General features: G+C 71.7%; 18 protein-coding genes. 6 read left to right on the top strand and 12 right to left on the bottom strand.

All coding sequences use genetic code 11. The annotated features are described in order from the left end of the window. Positions 1 to 29 precede the first annotated feature (29 nt). Both ACIBEI_RS41405 and ACIBEI_RS41400 read left to right on the top strand, forming a co-directional pair. Positions 30 to 350, top strand: a complete 321-nt coding sequence (locus tag ACIBEI_RS41405) for a hypothetical protein (RefSeq protein ID WP_143640073.1) — start codon at positions 30 to 32, stop codon at positions 348 to 350. Between the two features lie 5 nt (positions 351 to 355). Then, positions 356 to 1,081: a twin-arginine translocation signal domain-containing protein gene (locus tag ACIBEI_RS41400; protein ID WP_398895950.1), complete on the top strand. Its 726-nt coding sequence runs from the start codon at positions 356 to 358 to the stop codon at positions 1,079 to 1,081. Between the two features lie 65 nt (positions 1,082 to 1,146). Here the strand turns inward: ACIBEI_RS41400 and ACIBEI_RS41395 are convergent, their stop codons facing one another. From ACIBEI_RS41395 to ACIBEI_RS41360, 8 genes are all read right to left on the bottom strand, one after another. Continuing rightward, complete coding sequence (locus tag ACIBEI_RS41395; protein WP_398895948.1) at positions 1,147 to 3,450, bottom strand: NADase-type glycan-binding domain-containing protein; 2,304 nt, start codon at positions 3,448 to 3,450, stop codon at positions 1,147 to 1,149. Further along, positions 3,447 to 4,004: a phage tail protein gene (locus ACIBEI_RS41390; protein WP_269654298.1), complete on the bottom strand. Its 558-nt coding sequence runs from the start codon at positions 4,002 to 4,004 to the stop codon at positions 3,447 to 3,449. The genes ACIBEI_RS41395 and ACIBEI_RS41390 overlap by 4 nt, the downstream gene beginning before the upstream one ends. A 139-nt stretch (positions 4,005 to 4,143) precedes the next feature. Continuing rightward, positions 4,144 to 6,111 carry a putative baseplate assembly protein gene (locus tag ACIBEI_RS41385; protein ID WP_398895947.1) on the bottom strand — a complete coding sequence of 656 codons (1,968 nt, stop codon included), beginning with the start codon at positions 6,109 to 6,111 and terminating at the stop codon, positions 4,144 to 4,146. Further along, the gene (locus ACIBEI_RS41380; RefSeq protein WP_143640485.1) at positions 6,111 to 6,542 is read right to left on the bottom strand and encodes a GPW/gp25 family protein; all 432 of its coding nucleotides are present in this window, start codon (positions 6,540 to 6,542) and stop codon (positions 6,111 to 6,113) included. Before ACIBEI_RS41380 ends, ACIBEI_RS41385 begins: the two co-directional genes overlap by 1 nt. An 85-nt stretch (positions 6,543 to 6,627) precedes the next feature. After that, positions 6,628 to 8,505 (bottom strand): VgrG-related protein, encoded by a 1,878-nt coding sequence (locus tag ACIBEI_RS41375; protein WP_398895946.1) that lies wholly within the window; start codon positions 8,503 to 8,505, stop codon positions 6,628 to 6,630. Continuing rightward, positions 8,505 to 9,227: a LysM peptidoglycan-binding domain-containing protein gene (locus ACIBEI_RS41370; RefSeq protein WP_398895944.1), complete on the bottom strand. Its 723-nt coding sequence runs from the start codon at positions 9,225 to 9,227 to the stop codon at positions 8,505 to 8,507. Before ACIBEI_RS41370 ends, ACIBEI_RS41375 begins: the two co-directional genes overlap by 1 nt. A 15-nt stretch (positions 9,228 to 9,242) precedes the next feature. Then, the gene (locus ACIBEI_RS41365; RefSeq protein ID WP_143640083.1) at positions 9,243 to 9,668 is read right to left on the bottom strand and encodes a phage tail protein; all 426 of its coding nucleotides are present in this window, start codon (positions 9,666 to 9,668) and stop codon (positions 9,243 to 9,245) included. A gap of 129 nt (positions 9,669 to 9,797) precedes the next feature. Then, a complete protein-coding gene (locus ACIBEI_RS41360) occupies positions 9,798 to 10,187 on the bottom strand; it encodes a hypothetical protein (RefSeq protein WP_398895942.1) in 390 nt (129 codons plus the stop codon). A 1,669-nt stretch (positions 10,188 to 11,856) separates the two neighbouring features. On the opposite strand from ACIBEI_RS41360, the gene ACIBEI_RS41355 reads away from it, so the two are divergent. After that, complete coding sequence (locus ACIBEI_RS41355) at positions 11,857 to 12,228, top strand: hypothetical protein (RefSeq protein WP_398895940.1); 372 nt, start codon at positions 11,857 to 11,859, stop codon at positions 12,226 to 12,228. 1,547 nt (positions 12,229 to 13,775) lie between these two features. Here ACIBEI_RS41355 and ACIBEI_RS41350 read toward each other — a convergent pair. The 4 genes from ACIBEI_RS41350 to ACIBEI_RS41335 form a co-directional block, all read right to left on the bottom strand. Then, positions 13,776 to 13,934, bottom strand: coding sequence for a DUF6760 family protein (locus ACIBEI_RS41350; RefSeq protein ID WP_186001281.1), 159 nt, complete (start codon positions 13,932 to 13,934; stop codon positions 13,776 to 13,778). Further along, positions 13,931 to 14,431, bottom strand: coding sequence for a hypothetical protein (locus tag ACIBEI_RS41345; RefSeq protein WP_398895938.1), 501 nt, complete (start codon positions 14,429 to 14,431; stop codon positions 13,931 to 13,933). Before ACIBEI_RS41345 ends, ACIBEI_RS41350 begins: the two co-directional genes overlap by 4 nt. Beyond that, positions 14,431 to 14,874, bottom strand: coding sequence for a phage tail protein (locus tag ACIBEI_RS41340; protein ID WP_143640089.1), 444 nt, complete (start codon positions 14,872 to 14,874; stop codon positions 14,431 to 14,433). Before ACIBEI_RS41340 ends, ACIBEI_RS41345 begins: the two co-directional genes overlap by 1 nt. A 125-nt stretch (positions 14,875 to 14,999) precedes the next feature. Then, on the bottom strand, positions 15,000 to 16,577 hold the full coding sequence (locus ACIBEI_RS41335; protein ID WP_398895936.1) for a phage tail sheath family protein: 1,578 nt from the start codon (positions 16,575 to 16,577) through the stop codon (positions 15,000 to 15,002). Positions 16,578 to 16,813: 236 nt separating this feature from the next. Between ACIBEI_RS41335 and ACIBEI_RS41330 the strand changes: the two genes are divergently transcribed. The 3 genes from ACIBEI_RS41330 (at position 16,814) to ACIBEI_RS41320 (ending at position 21,915) form a co-directional block, all read left to right on the top strand. Continuing rightward, complete coding sequence (locus tag ACIBEI_RS41330) at positions 16,814 to 18,949, top strand: DUF4157 domain-containing protein (protein WP_398895935.1); 2,136 nt, start codon at positions 16,814 to 16,816, stop codon at positions 18,947 to 18,949. 120 nt (positions 18,950 to 19,069) lie between these two features. After that, a complete protein-coding gene (locus ACIBEI_RS41325; RefSeq protein ID WP_398895934.1) occupies positions 19,070 to 20,482 on the top strand; it encodes an RICIN domain-containing protein in 1,413 nt (470 codons plus the stop codon). Positions 20,483 to 20,484: 2 nt separating this feature from the next. Further along, positions 20,485 to 21,915, top strand: a complete 1,431-nt coding sequence (locus tag ACIBEI_RS41320; protein WP_398895932.1) for a hydrolase — start codon at positions 20,485 to 20,487, stop codon at positions 21,913 to 21,915. Positions 21,916 to 22,074 lie beyond the last annotated feature (159 nt).

The raw sequence follows: 22,074 nt of genomic DNA, 5'->3' as shown, positions 1-22,074 counted from the left end.
CCCCGATCATGGGCGTGAATACTGGGCACATGCGGAAGTCCTTGCCGGCCGTGCTGGGCGTGAACCTGTTGCTGGGAGTCCCCGGTGTCGTGCCGGTGTGGCTGCTGTCGTACTTCGCGGTCAACTGGCCGCTCAAGGCGCTCGGCTGGACCGTCGGCGAGCCCACGGAGAACGACGGCATGCTGCCCTGGCTGCTGGTCGGCGGGCCGGTGCTGCTGCTGTTCGGCCTGGTCTGGTGGCTCGCCAACCGCCCGCTGCGGCGCAGGTCGGCCCTGGAACCCCGCGTGTACTGGCCGGTCAGTGTCCTGATGACCCTGGTGCCGTCGTTCGCGCTCATGATCGTTCTATGAGAGGGATGAAACACGTGCAGAACGACATGCAGAACGACATGACGAGGCGTGCCGTGGTGAAGAGCGCCACGGTGATCGGTGCCGCGGCCGCCCTGGGCTCCGTCGTACCGGGCACGGCTGTCGCCGCGCCGAAGGAGACTGCGAAGAGCGGGCCCTTGAGCGCGCCGAAGAAGCCCCCGACGTCCGCGAACGGATGGACCCTGGAGAAGGAGGCGAACCATGTCTCGACGGTGTGGACCCGCCCCGTCGCCGGTACGGGTCTTGAGGTCGACGTCCGCATCGGAGACGTGGAGCTGATCCTCGTCCACGTGATCCGCCGCTTCCACTACGAGGTCGAGCAGGTCAGCCGGATCGACCTGGCGGGCTGGCAGGGGATCGGCAAGCTCCGCGAGGCCCTTCCGGAGTCGAACCTCGCCTCCGGCACCGCGGTCCGGATCCGGCCGGGCGCCAGTGCGAAGGGCGGGCTCTTCCCCCTCCAGGAGCTGACGCTGCGGGACATCCTCGCCGACTGCGAGGGCGTGGTGCGCTGGGGCGGTGACGACGACGAGGTGGACGAGTCGCTGTTCTACATCGACGCCGGACCGGACGACGTACGCGTGACGAAGGTCGCCGACAAGCTGCGCGGCTGGGACGCGACGCCCGGTGAGGGCGCCGGCATCACCGTGAACGTCCAGTCCCCGTCCCGGCGCGACCGCGCGGACCGGCTGGCCCGCGCCCAGCGCGAGGACTGACCCGGCCTCATCGTCCTTGCCGCACTGGGCCGCCGGGCATGCTCGGCGGCCCAGTGCTGTGTCGGTCAGGAGCTGTTGCTGTTCGACCGGGTGAAGAACTCGATCTCCGCGATGGACACCTGCTTCTTGGCGTCGGTGGCGTAGGCCGACTTCACGGTGAAGCGCACCGAGGAGACCGCCCCGACCCGGAACTTGCGGCGCTGGCCGCCCGCGCTCTGGTCCAGGTTGATGATCCGGGTGGTCTTCTTGCCGTCGGCCGCGGTGATCAAGGCCTCGATGCGGTGCGGGAGGGCCGACTGCGAGAGCTTGTCCGGCTGGGTCGACACACCGGAGGTGATGACCAGGTCCAGCAGCCGGGTCGGCTGGGCGAACCGGGCCTCCAGCCACTGCCCGTCGCCGGACCCCGAGACACCCGGCCCCCACCAGGTGTTGCTGAGCTTGTCGAAGGCGCGTTGCGCGGGGTGACCGGGGTAGGAGCGCGACGCCTTCACACTGTCCGGGCCCACCGCGGCGCGCTTGGCGAAGTGGTCGCGGGTCGCGTTCACCCCGTCACCGATGTTGAGCACGAGCGTGATGATCAGGGCGAGTACGAGGCCGCCGACGACCCAGTTCATGACGGCCCCGAAGCCGCGGCGCAGCCGGGGGCGGTCGCCGGCCCACGGGGTCTGCGCGACGCCGAAGCCGGGTATCCGGCGCCACCAGGGCTGCCGGCCCGGGGCCGCCGGCCCGCCGCCGGACATCGGCATGGCGCAGCGGCCGCAGTAGTGCCGGTCGGGGAGGTTGGGGGTCGCGCACCAGGGGCACGGGATGCCACCCTGCGGGCCGAACTCGGGGCCCGGGGCGCGGACTTGGGGCCGGTTCGCGACCGGACGGCCGGGCAGTACGGGTGCGACGGCGGGGGACGCGGGCGCGCGGGGCTCGGGGTCGCTCACCGGGATGAGGAGGGACCTGGCCCGTTCGGCGGTGGAGTCGGAGGAGTCGGCGGAGTCCGTGGACCCGGAGAAGCCCGTGGAGCGGTTGGAGTGAGTGGAGTGGGCGGAGTGGGTGGAGTCCGTGGACGGGTGGTGGCCCCGGCTCGCGGTGGTCGGCACCGACTCGGTGTCGGCGGTGCCGGCGGTGTCGTCGGGGTGGATGTCCGGGTGGGTGTCCTCGCTGGCTTCGGGGCGGGAGTTGTCCCGCGCGCCGGGGGAGAGGTCGAGCGAACTGTAGGAGGCCGGAGCGGCGGGCGAGTTCGTGTCCCACTCCTGGAGCCCCGCCGACCCCGCACCGGCGGACGCCGCGGAGGGGAAGCTCGGCTCGGTGGCGGGGTGGTCGTGCCGCGGCGCGGAGTCCGGCGCGGTGCCGGAGCCCACGGGTCCGGCGGGCGACTGCCGTGTCCCGGCCCGCCCGGAGCCGTCCCCGCTGTCCGCGCTGTCCGAGTGCCGGTGTCCTGCCGCCGACCTGGAGTTGTCAGTGCTTCCCGAGTGCCGGTGTCCGGCCGCTGATCGGGAGTTGTCGGCGCTTCCCGGCTGCCGGTGTCCGGCCGCTGATCCGGAGCTGTCAGCGCTGTCCGAGTGCCGGTGTCCGGCCGCTGATCGGGAGCCGTCCGTGCCGTCCGACTGCCGGTGCCCGGCAGCCGGCTCGGAACCGTCCGCGCTGCCCGACCGCTGCTGCCCGGCCGCCGACTCGGAGTCGGGCGTCGTGTCCGTGCGCCGCGCCCCGGACCAGCCAGCGGCGGCCTCGCCGTCACCGGACCAACCGGCGCTCGCCTCACCGCCGACCACCCGGCCGGCCGGGTGGTCGGCGTCCCCGTCGCCCGGCCGGGGACCCGCGTTCCGCGCCAGGCGGACACCGGTACCCGGCCCGTCGGCTCCGGTACCCGGCCCGATGGCTCCGGCACCCGGCCCGGTGGCTCCGGTACCCGGCCACCCGGTCTCGTCCTCGCCCCGGCGGCCACCGGCCGCCCCGGGCGTTGCCGCGACGGCCGGGTCGTGGCCCGTACGGGCCGTACCCGTTCCGGCCCCGGGGGTTGCGAACGCGTCCCATCCCGGCTGATCACCGGAGCTGTCGGAGCCGCCGGAGCCCCCGGACCTGCTGGAGCCGCCGGACCTGCCGGTGCTGCCGGACCTGCCGGTGCTGCCAGACCTGCCGGAGTCGCCGGACCTGCCGGAGCCCCCGGCCGCACCCCCCGCCGCGGAGTCCCGCGCCGATGGTGCGGCCTCCGCGCGCACGGGGTCCCTGCGAGCCGCGTCGGCCCGGTCCGGGGCGCCGGACCAGCCGAGTACCGCACCGCAGGAGTCGCAGAAGGACTGGCCGGGCTCCGCCCGGGTGCCGCATTCGGCGCAGCTGCGGGCGGGCTCCCGTCCTGTGCCGGAGTTCTGGCTGGTCATCTCTCGGGAGTCCTTTCGGCGGCGGTCACCTGGACCGTGTACGGCATGTGGGCGGGTCGGGCGGCCGCCACGAGGCTGTCGAGCCGGTGCTCGTCGGCGCGGGTCGGGTCGGGCAGGCGGAGCGTGACGTGCAGGCGCGGGCTGCGGTCGCCGGGAACGGGACCGAGGGGCCGGGCGTTCCAGGCGGCGCCGCCGCTCTCGGTGATCTCCGGGGTCACGCCGAAGACCAGGCGTATCGCCTCGGACAGACCGCGGCTGGTGCCCCGTACCCGGTGCAGATACGCGGCGGCGGCGACGGCCGCGCGCAGCCGGTCGTCGGGCTCGGTGCCGTCGGTCTCCGCACCGACCCAGCCCGCCAGCCACCGGGTGAAGTCCACCGGGGCCAGGGCCGGGGTGAAGTAGGAGTCCAGGCAGTCGAGGACGGCCAGGATCGGTGCGAGCACGTCGTCGAGCCCGCCGACGAACCGCTGTGCCAGATCGTCGTCGGCGAACACGGCGGGCAGCGTCATGCCGATCGGCGCGGACGAACCCAGCCCGTCGATGGAGCCCCTCATGCGTGGCCGCCCGAGAGCACCGCCGGGTGGGCGGTTCGTTTGCTGCGGGTGCGTGGGGGCTGGTCGCGCAGTTCCCCGCGCCCCTTGAGGGTCGCGGTGCCGCCCCCGACTTTCCCGCGCGTCAAACGGGGCGCGGCCCTCACGGCCTGTCTCCGATCACGCGTACCCGGTGGTCGAAGGAGAAGACCAGGGACGGGGGTTGGAGGTCGATGCGGTTGGTCGCGTCGCCGCGTTTGCCGGTCAGGGGGTCGGCCGGGTGGAGCTGGACCTCGTCGACCAGTTCGACGCCGGGTACGCGCTGGAGCACGGCGAAGACCTCGCCGGACTGCACGGGACGGCCGAAGGGCCAGCCCCGCCCGTCGGCGCCGCCGGTCAGCGGGTCGAGGTGGCGGTAGAGGGCGTCGTGCGCCTGACGGCGGACCCGGTCCGTGTCGGTGCCGCGGAACGCGTGCAGCGTGGCGACCACCGTCACGCCCTGGTAGAAGGGCGGGCCGACCGCCAACCGCGTACCGATGAGGCGGCGTTCGTCCAGGTAGTGGGTGATGCGGCGCAACAGCGCGTCGCCGGGCACCAGTTGCTCGAAGCGCAGCCGGCCGCCGGGGTCGGGCACGGCCTGCGGAACCACCAACACCCGTACCGCGTACGCCCCGTGCTCGCCCTCGTCGCCCTCCAGGCAGGTGATCCGGGCGGTCTCGGGGGCGGCCCGGCGGGCGAGCTCCTCGTAGTCGCGCAGGGTCACCGCCCGCTCCTGGGCGCGCAGCGTGATGGGCGCCCTGGTCTTCGCCTCCTCCACCGTCTCGCCGTCGACGCCGCCGCGCGCGGCCTCCCGGTTGACGACCTCGGCCACGTACGGGACGGACGTGCGCAGCACCTGGACGGCACCGCGGGCGACGTTCCCGGTCCGGCCGCCGCCGGTGCGGTAGCGCAGGGCGCGGATGACGGCGCCCTTGGGTGCCACCGCCCCGTACTGGCGCAGGGTGCCGTCCGGCTCCCGTACCGCCGGGCCGAAGGCGATCTCACCGGTGGCGGCGTCCAGGGTGATGTGCCGGTCGTGCGGGGTGGACGCGGCGAAGGACGGGACGACGTCCCAGTCGGACCAGCCGGTCCCGTCGTCGTGCTCGACGGTCTGCAGCAGCATCGGAGGGGTGTCGCCCACCACGGGGGCGTGGGCCAGGCGCAGCCGCTGCCCGGGCAGACCGGTGGACTCGCCGAGCGCCTCGTCGTACACCGTCTCGGCGTGTACGGCCGTGGTGGTGCCGCCGAGAGTGAACGCCTCCGCGGAGCGGACGGTCGGGGAGGTGGTGTAGAAGGGCTGGTCGGGCAGCGGTTCGGTGACCCGGCAGCGCAGCCAGCCGGCCTCCTGTCCGCCGGTGCGGGACAGGGTGTGCCCGCCGGGGATGTGCAGCACGACCTCGCCGGGCCGGTTCAGGCCGCCGGTTCCGTCCCGGTCGACCTCGCACTCGGTCCAGCCGTCCTCGGTCCACGCCTCCCAGACCAGCGGCGGCTGCCGCGGGTCCACGCCGACGCCGTCGACCCGGCTGTCCAGCTCCATCCCGACCGCGCAGTGCGGCACGGCGGCACTGAGCCCGAGCAGCATGCAGTCCCCGGGCCGCGGGGCCTCGGAGAAGCACATGACGTCCTTGCCCTCGGCGAGGTCGGCGGTCCGGTCGGCGACGGGCTCACCGCTCTGCTGGACCACGAGGTGCCTCAACTCGCAGGGCACGACGGTCAGTTCGTGCTCGGTGGCGAAGACCGCGGCCTCCTCGCTCTCGGTGCGCGTGGTGGCGACCTCGGTGCCCACCGGCAGCAGGATCGGCTCCTCCTGCGGCGCGGAGAGCCAGAACGTGACGTCCGTACGGGCCGCGGAGGGCGGGAACAGCGTGATGCCCACCAGATCCAGGAACGCCAGGTGGTTCTTCTCCGGCACCCGGTTGAGCCGGTAGACGATCTGGTCGGCCATGTGGGCGACCGTCTCCACCAGGGTGACGCCCGGGTCGGAGACGTTGTGGTCGGTCCACTCCGGGGCGCGCTGCTGGATGTAGCGCTTGGCGTCGTCGACGAACTGCTGGAAGCGGCGGTCGTCGAGGTTCGGGGAGGGCAGGGCCATCAGCGGTCGCTTTCGGGAGCCGGGTCCGGCTCGTCGTGGGAGGGGATGACGTAGAACGGGAAGACCAGGCTGCGCGGGTTGTTGGTGCCGCGGATCGAGTAGCGGACGTCGATGAAGAGCACGCCCTGTTCGGTCTCGCGGCCGGCGGTCACCTCGACGTCGCTCACCTCGATGCGCGGCTCCCAGCGGTCGAGGCTCGTGTACACCTCGTGCTGGATGCGGCCCGCGGTGGCCTCGTTGACCGGCGCGAACACCAGGTCGTGGATGGCGCAGCCGAACTCCGGGCGCATCGGCCGCTCGCCCGGCGCGGTGGCCAGTACGAGCCGGATGGCCTCCTCGATCTCGCGCTCCCCGCTGACCAGGGCGATGCCCCCGGTGGGGCCGATGCGCAGCGGGAAGGCCCAGCCGGATCCGACGAACTGCTCGGCCATCAGTGGGCCACCCGCCTTCTCCTGGTCGTCTCGGTCCTGCTTCGTGTGTTTCCGCGTTGTGCGGATAGGGCGTACGTCTCGGCCGTCATGGGATCGGATACGGCTTCTTGTTGACCGTCACGATGCCCATGAGGTCGACGTTGACGGCTCGGACGCCCACCTGGCCGACGGAGCTGACCTGGACGGTTCCGGCGGCCTTGAGGCTGAGGGCACCCACCGCGTCCACCGCCACCGCCCCGCCGAGCGACTTGACGTTGACGTTCCTGCCCGTGATGTTGAGCAGCCCGCCGCTCTTGATGGTCAGCCTGCGCCGCGCGCTGAGAGTCAGGTCCGTGCCGGCCTCCACCGACACCGATCTGCTGCCCGTGATGCTGACCGTGCCCTTGCTGTCCACGGTGATCTCGGTCTTGGTGCGGTCGAGGTTGATGGTCAGACGGCCGTCACCGCTGGCGACGCGTACGCCCTGCGCACGGGCACCGGTTGTCTGGCTGAGCAGGTCGACGCGGTTGCCCTTCCGGTCGGACAGGGTGTGCCGGATCGCCTTGTTCCGCAGTCCGTCGTGCAGGGGGACGTCCGTGACGGGGGTCGGCTTGTCCCTGCCGTTGTAGAGGCCGCCGATGACGAAGGGGTGGTCGAGCGCGCCCCGGTCGAAGGCGACGAGGACCTCGTCGTCCACGTCCAGCGGGAAGATTCCGCCGCCGCCCTTGCCGCCCCACTGCGTCACCCGCGTCCAGTCGCTCTCGTACTGGTCGTCCAGCCACGGGAACTGGAGCTTGACCCGCCCCTGCTTGTCCGGGTCCTGGACGTTGGTGACGATGGCGTTGGCCACGCCGGGCATCCGGGGTTCGACGGACGGACCGCCCCCGGAGGCGAGCCCGTACAGCGAGCGCCACTGGCGTCCGCTGAAGGTCACCCAGCTCTCGTAGTGCTGCCCGTCGCCGAAGACGTGCCGTACGGACGTGGCGGTGTACTTGCCCTGGAAGGGGTCCCCGACGTCGGACAGCGTGACGGGAACGCCGGGTCGCAGCTTGGGGTTGCCGCGCACGGCGACCTCCAGTTCGGCGAACGAGGAGGTCACGTCGTCGGAGAGGGACTCCGCGGCGAACTTGACCTCGGCTTGCTTGTCGTAGGGCGTGCCGGTCTCGACGAGCGTGGAGGTCTTGAACTTCTTGGCGGCCTCGCCCGGAGCGGTGCCGATACTGACACCGGGGTTCTTGGTCGCGAGCGACATCGAGGTGAGCTTCTTCTTCGTGGTGATGTCCCAGCCGCGCGCCTGGACCTTGCCGACCTGGTCGGCGGCGGTGACGGCGGCCCGCAGCCGCAGGATGTCCCGGCGGGCCTGGAGGACGAAGGGGCTCTTGTCCCCGTCCGTACCGACCGCGGGCGCCCCGGAGGCCGGCTTGGGCTTGGTGAACTCGAACTTGCCCTTCGCGTTCACCGACATGACCACGCCGTTCTCGTCGGCGAGCCGGGAGAGGAAGTCCCAGTCGGTGACGTTGGCCTGGCTGATGAACTCGTACACGGTCTTCGTCGAACCGATCGCACCGAGCTGGAGACCGTCCTCCTTGGCCAGCTTGCGGGCGATGTCGGAGGCGCTCTGGTTCTTGTACGCGGCCACCCGGCGCCGGCGCACCAGGCGATGCCCGGCGTCGTAGCCGCGGACGACGGTGAAGGTGCCGGTGCCGTCGTAGTCCGCCTCCAGACCGGTGACCTCGCCGGTCAGCAGCGGATCGGCGGCACCCTTGCCGTCGGCGATCGGGGTGAGCACGACCTTGCTCCCGAACCTGATGCCCAGCTTGGCGAGGATCTCCCGGTCCGGGTCCCGGAAGGTGAGCCGGAACGCGGCGGGCACCCCGGCGCCCTGGTCGACCCAGCCGTCGACGAGCATCGGGGCGTAGTCGGGCGGGAGCGGTTTGCCGTCGATGGTCACCTGGATGAGCGTGGAGTACGCGGGCTGCACCATCAGGAACGCACCTCCTCGGCCGAGGGCATCAGGAGTTCCGTGCCCGACGGCAGATCGGCCGGGTTGTCGATGCCGTTGACCTCGGCGATGGCGCGCCACGCGGACGCGTCGCCGTACTCGCGCCAGGCCAGCGACTGCAGCGAGTCGCCCGCGACCACGCGGTGCACGCGCTGCGCGGTGAGCGCGCCCGAGGTCGGGTTCTGCCCCTTGGCCTTGCTGGGGATCTCGTGCAGCGTCACCTGGCAGGTGGCCCGGATCGGCACACCGGTCGTGCCGAACAGCGAGTAGTTCGCCTCCACGGAACTCACGTACGCCGTGAAGCGGGCCGTGGAGAACGAGCCCCACTGGAACACCACCCAGGGCGGCGAGGGCTGCTTGGCGGCGATGCTCTTCGCCGTCGTCTCGCAGCAGGCCATCAGGGACTCCACCTTCTTCAGCACCGAGTTGCTGTTCGGATCGAGGGACGAGTCCAGGAAGATCTCGACCGTCATCTCCCGGGGCTCGGGACCCATGAACTCCGGGACGTTGCCGTCGCGTACGGCCGCGGTCGGCGTCGTCTTCCACTGGGCGCGGCGGCTCAGCGTCAGCTGCGCCGGGTTGAAGTCCAGCTTGAACGTCTTGATCAGAGCGCCCGGGGTGGTGCTGGTGCCGACCGGCGGCTCGTGGATGGCCAGCGTGGCCCGCACCAGGCTCTTGCCCGCGCCCTTGCTTCCCTTTGCCATGTGTGGTGCCGCCCCTCAGTCCGTGAACCCGTGGTGGGTGATCTCCAGGACCTCCGTGGCGACGGCCGGGCTGGCCGGGTCCAGGGAGGGGCCCTGCCAGCTGACCGGCAGTACGTCGATCAGCCCCCAGCGGGCCACCTCCGAACCGTCCGCCCGCAACGCGGCGATCTGCGCGGTCGGCCGCTTCACCCCGGTCGTCACGGAGGAGATCCAGGCCGCGACCTTGGTGGTGTCCGGGGTCAGCGGGCGGGTCAGCCGGATGTTGGAGAACGTGACGCGCGACGGAAGCTGCCACACGAACCCGTTGTTGCCGCCCTCCTGGTGTTGCTCGATCTCCACCGCGGACGAGAGCCCTTCGCACCCGTTGAAGTAACCGAGGCTCTCGCCGTCGATGGTCAGGGTGAAGAAGATGGTGGAGCCCGGGTCGAGATCGCGGGACATCGGGGGCGGCCTTTCTGCGGACGTCGGTTCGTGCGGGGTGGTGCGGGGGCGTGCGGTGCGGGTCGTTCTCGTGCGGGTCGTTCTCCTGCGGGTCGTGCTCGTGGGTGTCGGGCGCCGGGTGGGGGGCGGTCAGCGGCGTGGGTCGCGGAGCTTGCCGATCCGCTCCCGGTCCAGCCGGAGTTCGGTGCGGACCAGCCGGGTGATCCGGCCGATCAGCCTGTGCGTCAGCTCGTCGAGCTGGAAGTCGGTCAGGGAACGGGGATCGAACTGGCCCTTGGCCACCGGGGTGTACTCGGGCGGCAGTTCGTCGGGGTCGGGCTTCTTGTCCGTCTTGTGCGGGTCGCTTGTGGAGCCTGACCCGGACGAGCCGCGCGACGAGGTGCCGTTCGCCGTGACCGCCGAGACGGCCGTGGTTGTCCTGGCGGGCGTCGGCTGGGGCGGTCCACCGCCGGCCCGTTGTACGGGGATGGGTGCGGGGGTCGTTGGTGCTGCAATGGTGTTTCCGGGTGCGCTGGGCATGGCTGCGGGGTGCCGATGGACAACTGGCTGGGCCGTCCTGGGGGTGACGACGGGCGGGGTGGTACCGGAACCCGACTTGGCGGCCGAGAGGAGTGGCACGGCACGGCCGACGGGAGTGCTGGGGGCGACGGCCCGCCGCTGTACGGCCGGGCCAGTGCCTGGAGTTGAGGACCGGCGCAGTGGGACGGCTACGGGGGTTGCCCCGTGCAGGCTGGCGGGGGGTGCTGCGGGTGTTGGGGCGGGGGTTAGGGCGCGGGCGGGGGTCAGGCTGCGTATGGGAGTGCCTGTGGCGGGTGCGGGTGCGGGTGTAGGCGTGGTTGTGGGGCTGGTGCTTTTGGCCGTGGGCCGCGCGTTGGAGGGGGTTGCTGTGGCGCGTTGTACGGCAGGGGTCCGCAGAGGTACGGCCGGGGGGCGGTGGGGCGGTGCCGCCTGTGCGGGAGCCGGAGTTCCGTGGATCCGGGTGGCCGGTGGTCCGGGCGTACGGTCCGGTGCCGTTCCCTGGAGCGCCGTTGCCGCACGCTGGACGGTCGGTGACCCGGCAACGCCCGAACTGCCGGGAGAGGTACGCCCGGAGAGGGGTTCCGCGTTCGGGGGCGGGGCGGAGAGGGGTGCGCCGAGCAGGGGGCGCTGCCGGGGGGTTGGCGTGGTGGCGCGCTGGACCGGGGCGACGGTTGGTGAGGTGAGGGGCTGATCCGACGGGCTCGCGGGTGCGGGGGTCGCCGAGGTGACGGGGAGCCGGGTCGCCGGTCCCGGGAGTGCGGTCGTCGGGCCGGTGGTGGACACGTTCCCCGAGGTCGGCGCACCGAGGCCCAGGCGCCGGGCCGGGGCGGAGGTACTGCGCTGCACCGGCTTGGTGGTGGGGGTGGTGGGTCCACCCCTACTCGGGCCGGGAGCAGGCGAGTTGGCGGAGGGGGCCTTCCCGGCCCGGGAGCCCTGGGCTACCGGGTTGCCGGGGCTGGGCATCCGGCTGTCGGCATGGGATGTCGTGGCGGTGATGGCGGCCGCCCGGTCGGCAGGGTTCACGGCTGCCGGGCCGACCGGGTGAGTTGCCGGGCCGTCGTGGCTGCGGTCGGCCGACGGGCGGACGGGGCCGGGTGCCGTACCGGCGGAGCCGGTGGTGGCGGTGCCGTCTGAACTGGTCGTTGCCCGTTGGATGTTGGCTGCCGCGGCGCCCGAACGGGTTGCTGTTCCCTCGGAGTTGGCCGCAGCTTCCCTGGGCCTTTTGGCCGTTGCGGCGGAGGCAGTTGGCGTGCTGCTTGAACTGGTGGTCGCCCGATGGGTGTTGGCAGCAGTGCTGCCGGAACGGGCGGGCGTGCCTGGGGAGTTGGCCGCTGCATTCCTGGGGCCCGTGGCCGTCTCGGCGGGGGCGGTTGGTGTTCCGCTTGAACTGGTAGGCGCACGTTGGATGTTGTAAGCCGCGACAGCAGAACGGGCCGTCGCCTCACCAGAGTTGGGCACTGCATGCCTGGGACGGGTTGGCGATCCGGCGGATGAGGCGGGCGTGCCGCTGGAGTTGGTGGTAGCCCGTTGTGTGTTGGCAGCCGTGCCGTTGGAACGGGTCGCTGTGCTGCCGGAGTTGGAAGCCGTGCTACCAGACCGGTCTGCCGTGTCACCGGGGCTGGGTGCTGCGTGCCCGGGGCCGGTTGCCGTTCCGGCGGCGGGAGTTGGCGTGCCGCTGGGTGTGGCGGGAGCCCGCTGGACGCCGGTCGCCGCGTCGCCGTGTTGCGCCGCGCCGCTCGGTCCGGGCGCCGTGCGGCTGGGGCCTTCCCCGGCACCGCTGGAGCCGGTGGTGGTCCCGGCGGGGCGGGTCGGCATGCTGCCGGGGTCGGCAGCCGTCCTCTGGACGCGGACCGCCGTGCTGTCGGTACCGGCGGCCGTCGTGGCAGGCCCGATGGCCGTCGCGGCGGCGGGCTCGGACGTCGTACTGCCGGGGCCGGACATCGCTCGTTGGACGTTGGCCACAGCAGGGCCGGGCCTGGTGGCGGGTGCGGGGCCAGGACTGGCGGTCGCCCTGCTGGGACCGGTGGTTGATCCGGCCTGATCGGGGGCCGCGCCACGGGGAGCGGCAGCCGCTCGCTGGACGTCGGCCCCCGCCCGGCCGGGCCCGGTGGCGGGCGCGGCGTCAGGGACGGCGGGCGCCGCGCTGCTCGCCGTACTGGCGGAGGAGGCCGCCGCCTCGGTGCCGGTGTGGTGTGTCGTACCGGGGGAACCGGCCGCCGCCCTGTCGCCAGGGTTGGCCGCCGGTCCACCTGGGCGAGTGGCCCGGGCGCGGGGGTCGGCCGTCGGACGGACAGGTCCGGGCGCCGGATTGCCGGGGCCCGTCGTGGCCGGAGTCGCAGCTGTGCGGCTGGAACTGCCCGTCGCCCGTTGGACGTTGACGGCCGCGCCACCGGCGCGAGACGCCGGACTGCCGACACCGCTCGCCGTACCGGCGGATCCGGTGGTGGCCGGTGAGACGGCCGTGCCGCCTGAACCGGCCGCCGCCCGCTGGACGTTGACGGCCGCGCCGCCGGAGGGGGCCGCCGGGCTCCCGGGACCGCTCGCCGTGCCACCTGAACCGGCTGCCGCCCGTTGGATGTTGACGGTCCCGCTGCTGGAGGGGGCCGCGGGGCTGCCGGGACCGCTCGCCGTACCGGCGGATTCGGTGGTGGCCGGAGTCGCAGCTGTGCCGCGGGAACTGGCCGTCGCCCGTTGGACATTGACGGCCGCGCCGCCGGAGGGAGCCGCCGGGGCGCCGGAACCGCTCGCCGTACCGCCACCGGACGCCGGGCTGCCGGAACCGGTCGGAGTCGGGTTGCCGGAGGCGCCCGGTGTGCTGACCGGGCCGGTCTCTGAGGGCCGCTCGCCATCAGCCGCCGACTCAACAGAGGGCGCACCCGTGGCCTCCCGTCGGGCAACGGGCAGCGCCCGTCGCTGCACCGCAGGCGTGGCGGGCGCCCTGGTCAGCGGGTTCGGCCGGTGGACCCGGGGCGGTACGGGTGTCACGCGGGGGCCCGCCGGGCGGGATGCCGTGACGGGACGCGGCGCGCGCTGTACCGGTGCCGGTGCCGGTGTCGGTCCCGCGTCGTCACGTACGTCGCCCGGAGCCTCGGGCTCCTCGGACCGCACCGGCGGCAGCGTGTGCGAGGGCGGTTCGAGGCCGGAGGCGGGCCTCGCCGACGTGGTGAGCGCGTTCCTGACGAGCCCGCCCGGCGCTCCGTCGAGGACGGCGTGGGACAGGGTCCCGGTGAAGGAGGGGTTCTGCCAGGTGCTCAGCCGCCCGCCGAACCCGGAGTCCGCGACACCGGTCCGCCCGACAGCGGCCCGCTGGATCGCCGGCAACCCCACCCAGCCGGCCACCTGGACCGACCCGGCCCCCGTATCCGTATCCGTACGCGAGGAATTGCCCTCCCCAGAAGCCGAGTTCGCCTCGGGGGCCGGGCTCGCCCCGGCAACCGAATCCGCCCCGGCCCCGCGCCCCGCGGCTGCAACCGCCGAAGCCGAAGCCGAGGCCGAAGCCGAAGCGGCCGAAGCCGAAGTCGAAGCGGCCGAAGCCCCCGACGTCACCGAACCGCCGCCGCCCCTGAGCCGGTCGAAGAACCCCACCCCTCAGCCCTCCGCCCCGCCCCGCGTCACCAGGGACGCGATCTGTTCCGTAAAGCGCCGGCGGTCCTGGTGTTCGAGATCCAGGATCTCCTCCAGGCTCCAGTGGAAGTGGTAGGCGACGTACGCGATCTCCTCGTGCAGCCGGTCGGTCGCGTACGTCACGATTCCCCCAGGCGGCTCCCGCCGAGTTCGACCTCGAAGGGTTCCGAGCAGTGGGGGCACTCCACGGCGGCGCGGGTGTGGCCCTCGGCGTTGACCTGACGGTAGAAGTCCTGGAGGAATGCCAGGTCGGAGGCGAACATGTTCTCCACCACCCCGTCGTGCACCGAAGGCAGCGTGCCGAGGCTGGTGATGACCCGGCCCAGCAGGACGACCGACAGATACGCCGGGTTCTCCTGGACGCGGACGTCCCGCAGCGGGATCAGCTCGTCCCGGGCCGTGGCGAGACGCATCACGCCGTCCCGGTGGACCGTGCCCGACGCGTCGACGTACCCCCGCGGCAGCTCGAAGGGGAACTCCGTCCGCAGCTGCTGCGGCACCGACACGGGAGCGGGCGCCGGGGCCGGGGTCTGCTCCGGCCCCGCCATCGGCTCCGGCCCCGGCGCCGGTGGTGCGTCCACGACCGGGCCCGCGCCCGCCCTGGCAGCCGTACGCCGCATTACTCGATGACCAGTTCTTCGAAGACGATGGTCACGGTCTCGGTGAGCGCGGAGGCCTCGCCGGCCTTCAGCGCGCTGGCGTCGATCTTGCTGCACCAGGCGTTGCGCATGTTGTACCGCTTCACCGGATTGTTCTGGTAATCCATCATGATGATGGAGGCGTTCTTGCGGGCCGTGCTCATCTGGCCGGCGATCGAGTCGTTGATCCACGTCGTGAACGCCGGGGACTGGGTCATTCCGCGCACCACGGTGCACTGCCCGTCCTTCTGCACACCCGGCATCAGACTGACCTCGGGCCTGCCCTGCGCCGAGTTCGACAGGTGTTTGATGACGTCCTGTTCGATGCTGAGGCCGTTGACCTCCGCGAGGTACTCGACCATCACGCCGTCGATCTGCAGACCGAAATTATGTGAGGTAAGGGCGTCACCCGGGCTGAGACTCATCTGTTCTCTGTCCTTCTGAGGGTTCTTGGCAATGGCGTACGGGGCGGCGTACGAGCAGACGTACCGGCCGGCGGCGTACGAGGAGGCTTGTGAGAGCTAGCGGGCGCAGGCGGGACGGACCGGGCCTACTCCTCCAACTCACCGCTGCCGCTGGAGAACTGGGCCAGCCGGAAGATCACGAACTCGGCGGGCTTGACGGGGGCGATGCCGATCTCGCAGATCACGCGGCCGACGTCCACCGACTCCGGCGGGTTGGTCTCCTCGTCGCACTTGACGTAGAACGCCTCCTCCGGCCGCTGGCCGAAGAGGGCACCGCCGCGCCACTCGTTGACGAGGAACGCCGAGACGTTGCGCCGGATCCTGGCCCACAGGTTGTGGTCGTTCGGCTCGAACACCACCCACTGGGTGCCGAGCAGGATCGACTCCTCCAGGTAGTTGAAGTACCGGCGGATGTTGAGATAGCGCCAGGCCGGGTCGGAGGACATGGTGCGCGCGCCCCAGACGCGGATGCCGCGGCCCGGGAAGGCGCGGATGCAGTTGACGCCGATGGGGTTGAGCAGGTCCTGCTCACCACGGGTGATCTGGAGCTCCAGGTCCACCGCTCCCCGTACGACCTCGTTGGCGGGCGCCTTGTGCACACCGCGCTCGAAGTCGTTGCGGGCCCAGATGCCGGAGACGTGGCCGCTCGGCGGGATCACCCGGGACTGGCCGGTCGCCGGGTCGAAGACCTTGACCCAGGGGTAGTACAGGGCCGCGTACTTGGAGTCGTAGCCCGCGGTCTCCTGGCGCCAGACGCGGATCTGACGGGCATTCAGGCCCGGCGGCGGGTCGATGACCGCGACCCGGTCGCCCATCAGCTCGCAGTGCGCGATGAGGCCGAGCTGGACGGCCTTCACGGCCTCCAGGTCGATCGCGCCGCGCTGGTAGGCGGCCATCAGGTCGGGGACGGCGACCATGGAGATCTCGTCCACGGCCTCCAGACCGCCGAAGCCGGTGCGGTCCGCGGAGTCGCCGAGGTAGTGGGCCGGGCCGGGGTGGGAGTCGCTCGCCTTGGCGGGGGTGACAGGGGCGGGGGCTGCGGGGGCCGCCAGGGCCACGGTCTGGTTCTCGGGGCGCGCGAGCTGCGCGGCGGGCGTCGACTCCTGCACGGTGATGAGCTTGGAGCGCTCCTTCACCTGCGTGACGACGTAGTTGCGGCCGCCCTTCTTGGCGGTCACGTCGAACGTCTCGACGGGCTTGTCGCCCTCCTTGACGATCAGCCTGAAGCGCTCGGCGGGGCCCTCACCCTCGGCGTCCGCGACCTCGACGCTGAGCGAACCGCCCGCGACGGCGGTCACGCTGAAGGTGCCGAGCTGCTTGGGCTCGCCCGCCGGGAGCGCGGCCGGGGCGGCGGAGCCGGAGACGGCCGCGGGGGCGCCGCTTCCCGCCGCGCCCTCGGCGGTGCCGCCGACGCGGACGACGTACGCCGCGCTGCCGCCGTTGTTGAAGAACCCGTACACCGAGTGCGCGAGGTAGTAACCGTCGGTGAAGTCACCAAAGGCCGCGACGTACTGGGACCAGTTGGTCACCAGGGTCGGCTCGTTCAGCGGCCCGGTCGGCGCGAGCCCGACGAAGGCCGCCACCGATGTGCCCACCCCCTCGATGGGACGCGAGCCGCTGGCCACCTCCTCGACGTATACGCCGGGCGACAGGTAGGACGGCATGCTCTGCTCTCCTCGGGGTACGAGACAGGACGCCTCTCACCCTCACGCGCGATGCGCGCCCGTTGAAACGTCCTATGGGACCTTTCACGGGGCACCCCTGCTGCCCTTGAGGGCAGTTGGCGGCGGAGCCTTGCCCGTGCCCACGACCGTTCTGCCCGTTGGTCTGCCCTCGCGGACCTCCCGGCTCCGGGCCCGGTCGGGTAGGGCTGGGCTGTCAACCGTGTGAGGGGAGCAGCGTGCGCGCACAGGAATTGCGGTCTCAGCAGGCCGGCACTCGGCGGCGGGACCGCACCGCCGCGACGCAGAGCACATCCGCACAGCGGATGCTGGCCCTCCAGCGCAGCGCGGGCAACGCGGCGGTGACGCGTGCCATCGCGGAAGAGCGGCACGAGCACGACGCCGGCTGCGGTCACACCCAGCAGTCCGCCTCCCTCCAGCGCTCCGCAGCGGAGGCCGGCCCGCGCACCCCTGACCGCTCCGACGTCGAGGCCGGTCTGCGCTCCCCCGCCAGTCCTCTGGACCAGGCGACACTGGCCCGCAAAGAAGAGCAGTTCCAGGCCGACTTCTCCGCCGTGCGGGTACACAAGGGTGCGGCCGCGGAGCAGGCGGCCGCCGCGGTCCAGGCCCGCGCGTTCACGGTGAACCAGGACATCGTGCTCGGCAAGGGGGGCCACGACACCAGGACGCTGGACCATGAACTCACCCACGCACTCCGCAACCAGCAGAGGGCCTCGGTCGGACATCCGACAGGCGGCGGGTTCAACATGACGCACCCGCACGACGGCGAGGAACGTGAAGCGGAATCGAACTCCACGCGGATGGACTCGGGTGGCCGCAGCACCGTTCTGGGCGAGGGAGCCGGCGTCCAGCGCGCCGCTGTCGACGACGCGGCATCCGTTCCTCATCTGCAGCGGTACGCGGACGGTCCCACCCCGGCCGCACCCCAGTACGACCAGGCCTCCGGTGACCAGCTTCCGGCCTTCGCCGTGAACGAGCCCTCGGTCACCGTGCGGATCGACGAACAGGGTGAGTTCGAGGGCAGTCTCACCGAGTACGGCGAGGCCAGCACCCCGGTCACCCTGTCCTGGTCCAACGATCAGACAGTGGCCATGAACTCGCAGGCCGGCGCCAAGGAGTTCTACGCCACTGCGGCCGTCCTCGCCGCCGCCAACGCATCACTTGCCCAATCGGGCAGTTACGTGCGTCTCGCCCCGGGCGGTCACTCACTGACCAGCGCGAACGGGAACCAGCTGACGGTGGTGCGCCCCCGGGCAGCGAAGGACCTGGACGAGGTGGTCCTCACCAAGTTCATGCGCCTGGTCCAGAACGAGTGTGTGGAGGTCGCCGAGAAGCTGACCACCGGGCGTTTCCTGGACCAGGGGGTCTTCCGCGGCCCCGACGGAAAGGGCGTCACCGCGCCCATCGGAACGCGCGGCACCTCCCTGCCACGCCTCGCACACGCGCTGACCTCCTCCAGGCCGCCGACGACTCCGCAGGAGGCGGCGCGGGCCGTCCAGGGCGCCGACCCGACGACAGCTCCCGGCGAGGCGTACGGCACCAGCCTGCGCGAACAACGACTCCAGGCCAACGAGCACGCCATCGGTATCAACGAACACGCCCGAGGCCAGGTCGGTGAAGCACTGACCACACAGACCATCGGCGCCCAGCCCCGCCCCGGAGCGGACCCCAAATTCGACTTCTCCCGCAACCAGGTACCCGAGGGCCGGATCTGGGAGTACCACTACGCCACGCTGGTGGCCCAGAGCAGTGACGGTGCCGACCAGATCACCATGGAGAACTTCAACCGCACCAGGCAGATGGAGAATCTGCTGCGCGACGCGGCCACGCAGACCGCCCAGGCCTACGCGCAGGCCAACCCGGGAAAGGTCATGCCGGATGAAGAAGCCAAGGAGGTGGCCCGCAAACTGCTGGAGCGCGAGGTCAAGTCCGCGATGGACGGCATGTGGTACTTCAAGATGTACGAGCCGGGAGGCGACCGCAGCTTCCACGCCAAGAACCGTGCCGCCACGATCAACCCGATGACGGTCGCCACCGTCAACGTCCCGCGCCTGCGCTTCGAGGAGCACTCGGACGCGCTGGTGTCCCTCAGCCAGGCACAGCTTCAGACGTCGGCCAAGAGCTGGGCGGCGTCATCGGCGCCGATCGTGGTCGAAGGACACGCCCGCGGTGGGCCGCTCGCGATCAGGAACCTGGCGGAGAAGCGGGCCGCGGCTGTCGTGGCCGAACTCGTGCGCCTGGGCATCGACCGCAACCGCATCACCGTGAAGGCCAACTCCCAGAGCGACCATCCGTTCGCGTCCGTCTACCCCGCCGACCGACCCGAGCACTACGTGCCCGGCAGCCGCCCCTGAACACCCCCGGCCGTGACCGAACTGGGCGGGCCCTCTGGGCAGTACGGGTGCGGGATCGGGCAACTCATCCTGCCCCGTGGCCTCCTGACTGGGCCCCAGTGGCCCTCCTAGCGTGGTGGCGTGAGCCTGTGGACTTCTCTGGAACCCGCGTCCGCGACCGTGGACCCGGGCGGCAGCACCCGCGTACGCCTGCGTCTGCGCAATACCGGTGACGTGGTCGACGAGTACCGCTTTGAGCCGGTCGGCGAGGTCGCGCCGTGGACGACCGTGGAGCCTCAGACGTTGCGGTTGTATCCGGGGACGACGGGCACGGTGGAGCTGACGTTCGCGCCGCCGCGTACGCCGGATGCGACGGCGGGGCCGAATGCGTACGCGGTGCGGATCACGCCGACCGAGCATCCGGAGGCGGTGACCGTCCCCGAGGGCAATCTGACGATCACGCCCTTCACGGAGGTGCGTGCGGAGTTGGTGCCGCCGACGGTGAAGGGGCGTTTTCGTGGGCGGCCGAAGTTGGCCGTCGACAACCTGGGCAACACCAAGCTCACCGCTTCGGTGAGCGGGAGTGACAACGGCGATCAGTTGTCGTACGACCTCCATCCGAGCAATGTGCAGATCGAGCCGGGCCGTGCGGCGTTCGTGAAGGCGACGTTGAAGCCTCGGCAGATCATCTGGTTCGGGTCGAAGGAGGAGCGGCCGTACAAGTTTGCCGTGCAGCGGTCGGGGGTTGCTCCGCTGGATGTCGAGGGGACGTATGTGCAGCGGGGGTTCCTGCCGCGCTGGCTGGCCACTTTCCTCGGTGTCTTCATGGCGCTCGCGATCACGTTCGTGATGCTGTGGATCGCCTACAAGCCCCAGGTTCGCAGCGAGGCCAAGGAACTTCAGGAGGCCGGTGTCAGCACGCTGGCGCCCTCGGCCTCGCCGACACCGGTCGCCCCCTCGGCACCGCCGTCGGCCTCGGCACCGGTCGCGTCCGCTCCGGCGGACAACGGCGGAGGTGGCGGCGGGGACGCGCCCGCGCCCGCGCCGACCAAGGAGAAGCCCAAGAGCCTGCTGCCCGCGAACAACGTCGTCCTGAAGAACCTGTCCACCAAGCTGTGTGCCGACATCCCCGGCGAGGGCGTGGGCAAGAGGGACGGCCGGGTCCAGCAGTTCTCCTGCGATCCGACCGCCGCCGACAACCAGCTCTGGAACCTGGAGGTGAAGGTCGAGAAGGGCGGCCCCGGTGGCACGGACCTCTTCCAGATCCGCAACGTCAAGGACCAGCTGTGCATGGACCTGCCGAACTACGGGGCGGCTCCCATTCACACGAAGGTCACGGAGTTCACCTGTGACGGCACGAACAGCGACAACCAGTTGTGGTGGCTTGCGAAGCAGGAGAGCGGCGCCTACTGGATCCGCAACTTCAAGAGCGACAACAAGTGCCTCGAAGTCGCGGGCAGCGACGACGTTCGCGACGAAGTAACCCTGATGATCTTCAACTGCACCGTCACCGATGACCAGGAGTGGCAGATCATCCAACCCGACGAGGACTGATCGTGAGCCTTTGGACCTCCCTGGAGCCGGCGTCCGCGACCGTGGATCCGGGCGGCAGCACCCGCGTACGCCTGCGTCTGCGCAATACCGGTGACGTGGTCGACGAGTACCGCTTTGAGCCGGTGGGTGACATCGCGCCGTGGACGATCGTGGAGCCGCAGACGTTGCGGTTGTATCCGGGGACGACGGGCACGGTGGAGCTGATGTTCGCGCCGCCGCGTTCGCCGGATGCGACGGCGGGGCCGAATGCGTATGCGGTGCGGATCACGCCGACCGAGCATCCGGAGGCGGTGACCGTTCCCGAGGGGAACTTGACGATCACGCCTTTTACGGAGGTGCGTGCGGAGTTGGTGCCGCCGACGGTGAAGGGGCGTTTTCGTGGGCGGCCGAAGTTGGCCGTCGACAACCTGGGCAACACAAGGCTCACCGCTTCGGTGAGCGGGAGTGACAACGGCGATCAGTTGTCGTACGACCTCCACCCGAGCAATGTGCAGATCGAGCCCGGTCGTGCGGCGTTCGTGAAGGCGACGCTGAAGCCTCGGCAGATCATCTGGTTCGGGTCGAAGGAGGAGCGGCCGTACAAGTTCGCCGTGCAGCGGTCGGGGGTCGCTCCGCTGGATGTCGAGGGGACGTATGTGCAGCGGGGGTTCCTGCCACGCTGGCTGGCCACCTTCCTCGGCGTCTTCATGGCACTCGCGATCACCTTCGTGATGCTGTGGATCGCCTACAAGCCCCAGGTCAGCAGTGAGGCCAAGGAGAGGCTCGACGAGGCCGGTGTCAGCACGCTGGCGCCCAGTCCCTCGGCGACACCGCCTCCGCCGCCCACTCCCACCGCTCCCGCCTCGACACCCCCGCCCGCGGCACAGTCGCCGGCCGCCGGGGGCGGAGGCGGTGGCGGGGCCGGAGACGGTTCCGAGGAGGAGAAGGCTCCGGAGAAGACCGCGGCCACCGCCGTCCAGGCGCTGGCCGCCGACGACCCGGGCGGGCGGCACATCTGCTACCGGGCCTTCGTGACGGGCAAGGGCTGGACGGACGCGGTGTGCGACGGCCAGACGGCCGGCACGGAGAACGGGGGCAAGCCGATCAAGGCCCTCAACGTCGCGGTGTCCGGCGCCAAGCGCACGGGCAGCGCCGCCTTCGTCCACTTCCCGGGGTCGACCGACGGCAAGGGCCACTACAACGGGAAGCCGTGGTCGTTCGCGCCCGACGGCATCGACAACTACTTCGGCAGCACCAAGGCGGACGCCCCGAACATGCTGGGCTTCACCATCAACGTCGACGACGGCCGTGGCTCCGTCTGCCAGACCACCCACGTCCGCAACGAGGGCTGGCACGGCATGGGTTGCGACAAGCCCGGCGAGGGCGAGGGCTTCATCTTCGGCGGCACCCTCAGCAACGACCTGTGGCTGGAAGCGGTGAAGTTCACGGTGTGAGCGCCGAGTAAGGGCGCGGGTGATACAGGCCCGCGCCCCTTCAGGGGCGCGGGCCTGTATCGATTTGCGGCTTCGCCGCGATGGGGGTCCCCCCGCTCGAGCGAAGCCGAGAGTGGGGGAGCGCCCAGCCCCCACCGCCCCGCAGCGCACCCCAGGGCC

This window comes from Streptomyces sp. NPDC050988 (genome assembly GCF_044456225.1).
GTDB lineage: Bacteria > Actinomycetota > Actinomycetes > Streptomycetales > Streptomycetaceae > Streptomyces.
Note: the sequence above shows the minus strand (reverse complement) of the source record. Positions and strands in the feature narration are given on the sequence as shown.

What these genes read in the sequence shown, in the direction of transcription:
- ACIBEI_RS41375 (WP_398895946.1), bottom strand. Translation starts at nt 8,505, where the DNA reads ATGGTGCAGCCCGCGTACTCCACGCTCATCCAGGTGACCATCGACGGC.
- ACIBEI_RS41390 (WP_269654298.1), bottom strand. Translation starts at nt 4,004, where the DNA reads ATGAGGGGCTCCATCGACGGGCTGGGTTCGTCCGCGCCGATCGGCATG.
- ACIBEI_RS41340 (WP_143640089.1), bottom strand. Translation starts at nt 14,874, where the DNA reads ATGAGTCTCAGCCCGGGTGACGCCCTTACCTCACATAATTTCGGTCTG.
- ACIBEI_RS41405 (WP_143640073.1), top strand. Translation starts at nt 30, where the DNA reads ATGCGGAAGTCCTTGCCGGCCGTGCTGGGCGTGAACCTGTTGCTGGGA.
- ACIBEI_RS41380 (WP_143640485.1), bottom strand. Translation starts at nt 6,542, where the DNA reads ATGGCCGAGCAGTTCGTCGGATCCGGCTGGGCCTTCCCGCTGCGCATC.
- ACIBEI_RS41385 (WP_398895947.1), bottom strand. Translation starts at nt 6,111, where the DNA reads ATGGCCCTGCCCTCCCCGAACCTCGACGACCGCCGCTTCCAGCAGTTC.
- ACIBEI_RS41400 (WP_398895950.1), top strand. Translation starts at nt 356, where the DNA reads ATGAAACACGTGCAGAACGACATGCAGAACGACATGACGAGGCGTGCC.
- ACIBEI_RS41360 (WP_398895942.1), bottom strand. Translation starts at nt 10,187, where the DNA reads ATGCCCAGCGCACCCGGAAACACCATTGCAGCACCAACGACCCCCGCA.
- ACIBEI_RS41335 (WP_398895936.1), bottom strand. Translation starts at nt 16,577, where the DNA reads ATGCCGTCCTACCTGTCGCCCGGCGTATACGTCGAGGAGGTGGCCAGC.
- ACIBEI_RS41345 (WP_398895938.1), bottom strand. Translation starts at nt 14,431, where the DNA reads ATGCGGCGTACGGCTGCCAGGGCGGGCGCGGGCCCGGTCGTGGACGCA.
- ACIBEI_RS41365 (WP_143640083.1), bottom strand. Translation starts at nt 9,668, where the DNA reads ATGTCCCGCGATCTCGACCCGGGCTCCACCATCTTCTTCACCCTGACC.
- ACIBEI_RS41395 (WP_398895948.1), bottom strand. Translation starts at nt 3,450, where the DNA reads ATGACCAGCCAGAACTCCGGCACAGGACGGGAGCCCGCCCGCAGCTGC.
- ACIBEI_RS41370 (WP_398895944.1), bottom strand. Translation starts at nt 9,227, where the DNA reads ATGGCAAAGGGAAGCAAGGGCGCGGGCAAGAGCCTGGTGCGGGCCACG.